Source organism: Streptomyces lushanensis (genome assembly GCF_001700515.1).
Classification (GTDB): Bacteria; Actinomycetota; Actinomycetes; order Streptomycetales; family Streptomycetaceae; genus Streptomyces; species Streptomyces lushanensis.
Window position 1 is genome coordinate 1 of sequence record NZ_MAUD01000185.1, and the last position, 7690, is coordinate 7690.

The 7690-nt window shown below is 71.5% G+C and carries 8 protein-coding genes; 6 read left to right on the plus strand and 2 right to left on the minus strand.

Annotated elements, in window-relative coordinates; all coding sequences use genetic code 11:
- The first annotated feature begins 181 nt into the window (after positions 1-181).
- From BFF77_RS16690 to BFF77_RS16705, 4 genes are all read left to right on the plus strand, one after another.
- Positions 182-697: a hypothetical protein gene (locus BFF77_RS16690; protein ID WP_066950013.1), complete on the plus strand. Its 516-nt coding sequence runs from the start codon at positions 182-184 to the stop codon at positions 695-697.
- 229 nt (positions 698-926) lie between these two features.
- Positions 927-2411: a flotillin family protein gene (locus tag BFF77_RS16695; RefSeq protein WP_066949993.1), complete on the plus strand. Its 1485-nt coding sequence runs from the start codon at positions 927-929 to the stop codon at positions 2409-2411.
- A 114-nt stretch (positions 2412-2525) separates the two neighbouring features.
- Positions 2526-2936, plus strand: coding sequence for a TOBE domain-containing protein (locus BFF77_RS16700; protein WP_066949996.1), 411 nt, complete (start codon positions 2526-2528; stop codon positions 2934-2936).
- Positions 2937-3124: 188 nt separating this feature from the next.
- On the plus strand, positions 3125-3601 hold the full coding sequence (locus tag BFF77_RS16705) for a molybdopterin-dependent oxidoreductase (protein ID WP_066949999.1): 477 nt from the start codon (positions 3125-3127) through the stop codon (positions 3599-3601).
- Between the two features lie 133 nt (positions 3602-3734).
- Here BFF77_RS16705 and BFF77_RS16710 read toward each other — a convergent pair whose 3' ends face one another.
- A complete protein-coding gene (locus BFF77_RS16710) occupies positions 3735-4520 on the minus strand; it encodes an SAM-dependent methyltransferase (protein ID WP_066950002.1) in 786 nt (261 codons plus the stop codon).
- A 138-nt stretch (positions 4521-4658) separates the two neighbouring features.
- Entirely contained in the window at positions 4659-5522 is an 864-nt protein-coding gene (locus BFF77_RS16715; RefSeq protein WP_066950005.1) for a helix-turn-helix domain-containing protein, read from the minus strand.
- A gap of 582 nt (positions 5523-6104) precedes the next feature.
- Between BFF77_RS16715 and BFF77_RS16720 the strand changes: the two genes are divergently transcribed.
- Both BFF77_RS16720 and BFF77_RS16725 read left to right on the plus strand, forming a co-directional pair.
- Positions 6105-6980 (plus strand): glycosyltransferase family 2 protein, encoded by an 876-nt coding sequence (locus BFF77_RS16720; protein ID WP_169922673.1) that lies wholly within the window; start codon positions 6105-6107, stop codon positions 6978-6980.
- 311 nt (positions 6981-7291) lie between these two features.
- Positions 7292-7690 (plus strand): hypothetical protein (locus BFF77_RS16725; RefSeq protein WP_066950011.1); only part of this gene is annotated, 399 nt, incomplete at its 3' end.

Here is a 7690-nt window from a genome sequence, read left to right on the forward strand (position 1 = left end):
GGCAACCGTGGGCGGTCGTCCGCAGCCGTCGGAGCTCGTGGGCGCTCGTCGGCGGTCGGCATGAAGAACGCGTCAAGACTGCCGGAAACCGGCAATGCGCACGGCCGTCCATGGATGGGAACATGGCGCCCTGCCCGAGGGAGACCACGGGGGGTCCGGGGCAGTGGGGGAGGTGGGTCCGGTGACCTTGTTTCTGGGTCTCGGCATCGCGGGGATCGCGCTGCTCGTCCTCTCGTTGATCTTCGACGGGATTCTGGAAGGGCTCTTCGGCGGGGTCGGCATGCTCAACGGCCTCTTCGACGGGCTGCTGTCGCTGCCGGTGATCGCCGGGTTCGTCTCGATGCTCGGTTTCGGTGGCGCGATCGTCCAGGGCACCACGGATCTCGGTACGGGACCGGCCGCCGTCGCGGGGGCGGCGGCCGGTGTCGTGGCCGGATGGCTGACCTGGAGGTTCAGCAGGGCGCTGATGCGTGACCAGACCGCGGCGACTCCGCGCGGTGACGATCTCGTGGGCACCGCGGGCACGGTCGTCACCGCGATCCCGGCCGCCGGGTACGGCGAGGTGCTGCTGCGGCTCGGCGGCCAGACGGTGAAGTACTCCGCCAAGAGCGAGCAACCGGTGGCGTACGGGGCCGAGATCTGGGTGGAGGCGACGCTCTCGTCGAGCTCCGTCTCCGTACGCCCGGTCCAGCGCTGACCGGTCCGGCATCGACCGGTCACGGGCTGACCGGTCCGTACACCGACCGGTCACGGGCCGACCGGTCGAGCATCGACCGGCCCAGCGCTGACCCGTACCGGTCGGCCGTCCGCGCGGCGGTCGGGACAGCCGTGCCGACGAACACCCCCGCGCACCAGCACCGCGCGTGGAACGTTCCGCGCGCACCGATCCGAACCGCTGTCCCTCGGGGGGCAAGGGAGAGGCCACAATGAGTCCAGTCGTCATCGCCGTGCTGGGGGTCGTCGTACTCGTCGCCCTGCTGGCACTGGCCGTCATCACGCGGTACAAGGTCGCCGGGCCCAGCCAGGCGTTCATCGTCACCGGCCGCCGCGGCAAGTCGTCCACCGATCCGGCCACCGGCCGGGTGTCCATGGACACCAGCGGCCAGAAGGTCGTGGTCGGCGGCGGGGTGTTCGTCGTGCCGTTCGTCCAGCAGAAGTTCACACTCGACCTGTCCAGCCGGCACATCCCGGTCGCCGTGCGCGGCGCCGTGACGCTGCGCGGGGTGAAGGCCAACCTCGACGGTGTCGCCATCGTCAAGGTCGGCGGCACCGAGGACTCCATCAGAGCCGCGGCGCAGCGGTTCCTCCAGCAGCAGGGCGGCATCGTCGGCTTCACGCAGGAGGTGCTCTCCGGCGCACTGCGTTCCATCGTCGGCCGGATGTCGGTGGAGGACATCATCCGCGACCGCGCGGCCTTCGCCGGACAGGTCGCGGAGGAGGCCGAGGCCAGCCTGTCCGGGCAGGGCCTGGTGCTCGACGCGTTCCAGATCCAGGACATCACCACCGAGGGCTCGTACCTGGAGGACCTCGGCCGTCCCGAGGCCGCCCGCGCCAAGCAGGAGGCCGACATCGCGGAGGCGGTGGCGCGCCGGGCCGCCGAGCAGGCGCGGCTGAAGGCCGAGGAGGAGATCGCGATCGCGCAGCGGACGTTCTCGCTGAAGCAGGCCGAGATCAAGGCCGAGACGGACGAGGCCGCGGCGCGCGCGGCGGCGGCGGGCCCGCTGGCCCAGGCGGCGCGCGAGCAGGACGTGCTCGCCGAGCAGGAGAAGGTGGCCCAGCGGCAGGCCGCGCTGACCGACCGCGAGCTCGACACCAAGGTCCGCAAGCCCGCCGACGCGGCCCGCTACCAGGCCGAGCAGGAGGCCGAGGCCCGTCGTATCGCCCTGGTCAAGCAGGCCGAGGCCGACGCCGAGCGCTCCCGTCTCACCGGTGAGGGCGAGAAGGCGCACCGCGCCGCGCTCGCCGCCGCCGTAAGGATCGAGGGCGAGGCGGAGGCCGCCGCGATCGGCGCCAAGGGCGCGGCGGAGGCGGAGGCCATGCACAAGAAGGCCGACGCCTTCGCGCGGTACGGCGACGCGGCCGTCCTCCAGATGCTGGTCGAGGTGCTGCCCTCGGTGGTCGGGAAGGCGTCCGAGCCGCTCAGCGCGGTGGACAAGATGACGGTGATCTCGACGGACGGCGCGGGTCAGCTCGCGCGTACGGTCGCCGACAACGTGGCCCAGGGCGTCGAACTCCTCAGCGCCACCACGGGGGTCGACCTCGCGGAACTGCTGAAGGGCCTGGCGGCGGGCAGGACGCTCGGCAACGGTACGGGCGGCACGGCCGCGGTCCCGGCACAGGCCCCCGCGCAGGTCCCGGCCAAGGCCGACGGGACCGGCACGGGCAACGGGCGCGTCGAGGTCACGGACTGAACCGAGGCGCGGCGCACGGAGGGGCCCGGCCGGCGGGGGGGAACCGGCCGGGCCCTTCTGCGGCCCGGCACTGCCCGGGGGCGTGTCCGGTCGGACAGGACCTAGAGTGCCGGAATGCCGTCGTACAGCATTGGCCGGGCAGCGGGACTGCTCGGTGTGAGTTCGGAGACCGTCCGCCGCTGGGCCGACAACGGTCAGCTGGCCATGCGGCGGGACGCTTCCGGGAACCGGGTGATCGACGGCGTGAGCCTGGCCGCGTTCGCCAAGGAGCGGGCGGTGGGACTGCATCCGGTGCCCGGCGAGCCGCTCACCTCGGTCCGCAACGCGTTCGCCGGGATCGTGACGGCGGTGGTGCTCGACGATGTGGTCGCCCAGGTGGAGATCCAGTCCGGTCCGCACCGGCTGGTCTCGCTGGTGACCCGCGAGGCCGTCGAGGAACTGGACATCCAGGTCGGAGCGACGGTCACGGCCCGGGTGAAGTCGACTCATGTCCATGTCGACAGACCGCACCAACGCCGTACGTGACAGGCGGCGGACGGCAGGCGGCAGGCGGCAGGCGGTGCGTGACGCGTGTGATCGCTTCTGCCAAGCCAACCGGTCCTCCCGGCTCACATCAGCGAGGCCAAGCGGCACGATTGGCTCGTATCCGGGATTCCCTCTCCCGGCGGCCGGGCATCACCAACGGTGGCAGCCGCCTCCCGAGGGGGAATCCGATGAGCCGACCCGGCACCGGCACCAGCGCCCCACCACCCCGTACCGTCTCCCTGCTGCTCCAGGGAGACGTCGAGCGTCCCGTCTCACTGACCGTCGCGGACCTGCGCGAGCGGTGGCAGCAGCACCGCGCCGACGTGGTCTTCCACTGCGCGACCGACGGAGCACGCCACCACACCTTCGAGGGCCCGCTGCTCCGCGAGGTGGTCGGCTCGGCGAAGCCGGCCTTCGACGCCAGGCGGCGCAAGGACCGTTCGCGCTTCCTGCTCGCCGTCACCGGCGGCGACGGACACCATACGGTGCTCTCCTGGGCGGAGTTGGACGCCGACTTCGGCAACGTACCGGTCCTGCTGGCCACCGCCATGGACGGACGGAGCCTGGAGTCGGCGGGCAGTCAGCTCGTCGTGCCCTCGGACCGCTGCGGCGCGCGCTACATCAGCGCGATCACCAGCGTCTGGGTCGGCGCCATCGCCCCATAGGCGCCACGGCCCCGGAGCCGAGGGCCTCGGAGCCCACGGCCTCAAAGCCACGGGCCCCCAGGGCTGACGGCCCCAAAGCCCGCGGCCCCAGAGCCACGGGCCCCCAGAGCCACGGGCGTCCGAGCCCACGGCCTCAGACGCGCGCCACTCCCACGTAGAACGAGCTGTGCTCGTCCTCGGGCGCCGCCGTGTCCTTGTACCAGCGCGGCGCCGTCACCAGCCCGGGATCCACCATGTCGAGCCCGTCGAAGAAGCGCTCGACCTCGGCCCGGGTGCGCAGCCGCAGGGAGATACCGCCCTTCCCGTACGTGTCGTTGACATGGCCCACCACATTGTCCGGCTGGAAGTCGGCCGTACCGTGCGAGAACAGGAACAGGCTGCCCGCCGGCAGCGCGTCCACCAGGACGCGGGTGATGCCGTACGGGTCGTCCGCGTCCGGGATGAAGTGCATCAGCGCGATCAGCGACAGGGCGACGGGCCGGTCGAAGTCCAGCACACCGCGGGCGTGGTCGAGGATCTCCTGCGGCCTGCGCACATCCGCCTGGATGTAGTCGGTGACCCCCTGGGGCGTGCTGATCAGCAGGGCTTCCGCATGGCGCAGGACGATCGGGTCGTTGTCGGTGTAGACGATCCGGGACGCCGGGGCTATCCCCTGCACGATCTGGTGGAGATTGGGCTCGGTGGGGATGCCCGTACCGACGTCGAGGAACTGGTCGATACCGCTGTGGGCGACCCAGGCGGCGGCGCGGTGCATGAAGGCCCGGTTCAGCCGCGCGTCCTGCTTCGAGGCGTCGGGCAGCTTCTTCCCGATCTCCTGGTCGACCGTGTAGTTGTCCTTGCCGCCCAGCAGATAGTCGTACACGCGCGCCGGGTGGGGCCTGCTGGTGTCGACCTGGGGCTTGGGGGTGCCTGCCGTCATCGGTAACTCCGTCAACTCTGTGATGGTGAACCGCGCGTGTGCCGGGTTACAGCACGTCTGGCGCGTCTGTCGTGTGTGCCGCGTCCGGCGCGTGTGACGCGCGTGCCGCGAGCGGGGAACCGGGGAACTGGGGCCGCGTCACAGTTCCTTGCGGAAGTCGGTGAGTATCTCCTTGGTCCGGCGGGCGGACTCCGCGTGGGCGACCATCCGGTCCATCGCCTCCTTGTGCGCGGAGAGCTCACGGGCGTTGTCGAGATAGAGCGCGCCGGTCAGATACTCGACGTAGACGATGTCCGGCAGCTCGGGTATGGAGAACCGGAAGAGGACGAACGGGCTGTACGTACCCGGGTGGTGCCCGGCCGCGAACTCGGCTATCTGGAGCGTCACATTGGGCAGTTCGGCCAAGGCGAGCAGCTTGTCGATCTGGTCCCGCATGACCTCCGCGGAGCCGACGGGCCTCCGGAGGACCGTCTCGTCCATGACAGCCCAGAAGACCGGCGGCGTCTCGGCGCGCGTGAGCAGCTTCTGCCGCTCCATCCGCAGTGCGACCCGGCGCTCGACCCGCTCCGGATCGGCCTTGCCGATCTCGCCGAAGGCCAGGACGGAACGCGCGTAGTTCTCGGTCTGGAGCAGGCCGGGCACGAAGTGCGGCTCATAGCAGCGGATGGTCTTGGCCGCGCCCTCAAGGCTGACGTAGCCGCCGAACCAGTCGGGCAGCACATCGTGGAACCGCTGCCACCAGCCGGGCTCCGCGGCCTCCTCGGTGAGCCGGAGGAAGACGGCGCGCTCGTCGTCGGAGAGACCGTACGCGGGCAGCAGGATCTCGACGTAAGGGATCTTGAGCGCGACCTCGGCCATCTCCATGCGCCGAATGGTCGCGGCGGTGACATGCAGCAGTTTGCCGGCCTGGTCACGGCTGAGTCCCGCCTTCTCGCGGAGGGACTGGAGCTGCTTGCTGAGGACGAGTTGACCGATGGTCGGCGCAGAGCGCGGTTCGCTCACTCCCCACCCCCGACCACCACCGCCATACGGGCAGTCTCCCACAGCGGCCTGATCAAGGACATGGCGCTTCGGCGGATGTGACGAGGGCCCTACGGGCCTGCCTCGTACGGGAGTTACGAGACGGGCCGGGCGGACCTTCCGGGGCCGGGTGAGTGCGCCCGGGTGAATGCGCCCGGGTCGATGGACCCGCGCCGACGAGCCCGGAGGGACAAGCCCGGGTCGATGGACCCGGAGGGACAGGCCCGGGTCGATGGACCCGGAGGAACGGGCCCGGGTCGATGCGCCCGGAGGGACGGACCCGGGGCGATGCGCCCGCCTCGACGCCGGCGGACACCGCCGGGTCGCGGAGGCGGAGGGGGTTCCACCGCCCGCACGCCTCACCCGAGTGGCCGAACCCCGCGCGATCACCTTCCGGCCGGGCCGATGCCCGTCGGGCCGACCCGAAGGGCGACGGTGACGGACAGCCACGGAGAGTAAAGATGAACTAATGGCGTCCAGGGGGATACCTTGCAGTAGCCGCAGCATGGCTGCCGGCGGTTAGCATCGAGTTCCGCCGTTACCGAGAGCTGGGGTGATCTGGACGTGTCCCGACCGCGTGTGGGTGTGGCCGTGCTGACCATGGGGACCCGGCCCGTCGAGCTGCGTGCCCTGCTGGACTCCGTGGCCGAGCAGCGCGAGGCCGCCGCCCGGATCGTCGTCGTCGGCAACGGCGCACCGCTGCCCGAGTTGCCCCCCGGGGTCGTCGGAGTGGAACTGGAGCGAAATCTCGGCGTCTCGGGTGGCCGCAATGTCGCTCTGCGCAAGCTCCGCGAGGAGGGCGGCATCGACGTACTGGTGGATCTCGACGACGACGGCCTGCTGATCGAGGCCGATGTGATCTCCCGGGTCGCCGACATGTACGAGGCGGACCCACGGCTCGGCATCATCAGCTTCCGCATCGCGGACGAGACCGGCTTCACCGCGCGCCGGCATGTGCCCAGACTGCGGGTGGACGATCCGATGCGCGGCGGGGAGGTGACCACGTTCCTGGGCGGCGGTCACGCGCTGTCGATGCCGATGCTGGACGAGATCGGCGGCTGGCCCGACGAGTTCTTCTTCACACACGAGGAGACCGACCTCGCGTGGCGCGCGCTGGACGCGAGCTGGACGATCCGTTACGAGCCGGAGCTGGTGCTCCAGCATCCGCGCACCTCGCCCTCGCGTCACGCGGAGTTCTACCGGATGACCGCCCGTAACCGTGTCTGGCTGGCCCGCCGTCGTCTGCCGGCCCTGCTCGTCCCGCTCTACCTCGGCACCTGGATCCTGCTCACCCTGGCCCGCACCCGCTCGGCGAGCGGCCTGCGCGCGTGGTTCGGCGGCTTCTTCGAGGGCGTACGCACGGCCTGCGGCACCCGCCGCCCGATCCGCTGGCGCACCGTGGGCCGCATGACAGCCCTGGGCCGCCCCCCGGTGATCTGACCGCCCCGGCCCGCCACCGCCGGGCCCTGCCGGTTTCCTGTCATACGCCCCGGACGTCCGGCGGCTCGCCGAGTCCGGCGCACTCCTCCGGAAGGCGTTCAGCGCCTGAAGGCCGCCCCGGATCCCGTGGGAGCCGGGACAGCCCCGGCCGCCGACCCTGTACGCCGGTCCTGCCCGCCGCTCCTTGCCGCCGACGCGCCGGGCACCGACGCCGGCCTCGTGGCGCGGGGCCCACCGGCGCGCCGTTGACTTCCCCGACGTCCCGTTCATGGTGATTTGTAACCATCCGCACGGACGACGGGAGCGCGGGTGTGGCCGGGAGCGTGGGCGGTGAGGGCAGGGTGACCGTGGTGCGGCTGTTGCAGCGGTGGCCCGGGAGGTACGGCGTCGTCGCCTACACGACCAGCGGCACGTACGGCGAGACCGCGATCGTCGGTTACGTGCCCGTGCCCGGCGTGGCCGATCTGAGCCTGATGGACGTGGCCGCCCGGCACGAGCCGGCGCTGATGTACGGGTCGACCGGCACCGAGGGCTTCGCCGAGGCGTGCTGGCTGATCTCCGTCGGGTGGGCCGCCCGTACCGTTCCCAAGCCCGGCACGCTCGAATTCCCGCACGCCGCCTGGACCATGGACGTGGACCGCACCATTGACCTCGGCGGAGTCATGTACGGCCACACCCGCCTGCACGTCGGCCGCTTCACGTTCACCGAC

What these genes read in the sequence shown, in the direction of transcription:
- BFF77_RS16695 (WP_066949993.1), top strand. Translation starts at nt 927, where the DNA reads ATGAGTCCAGTCGTCATCGCCGTGCTGGGGGTCGTCGTACTCGTCGCC.
- BFF77_RS16700 (WP_066949996.1), top strand. Translation starts at nt 2,526, where the DNA reads ATGCCGTCGTACAGCATTGGCCGGGCAGCGGGACTGCTCGGTGTGAGT.
- BFF77_RS16705 (WP_066949999.1), top strand. Translation starts at nt 3,125, where the DNA reads ATGAGCCGACCCGGCACCGGCACCAGCGCCCCACCACCCCGTACCGTC.
- BFF77_RS16710 (WP_066950002.1), bottom strand. Translation starts at nt 4,520, where the DNA reads ATGACGGCAGGCACCCCCAAGCCCCAGGTCGACACCAGCAGGCCCCAC.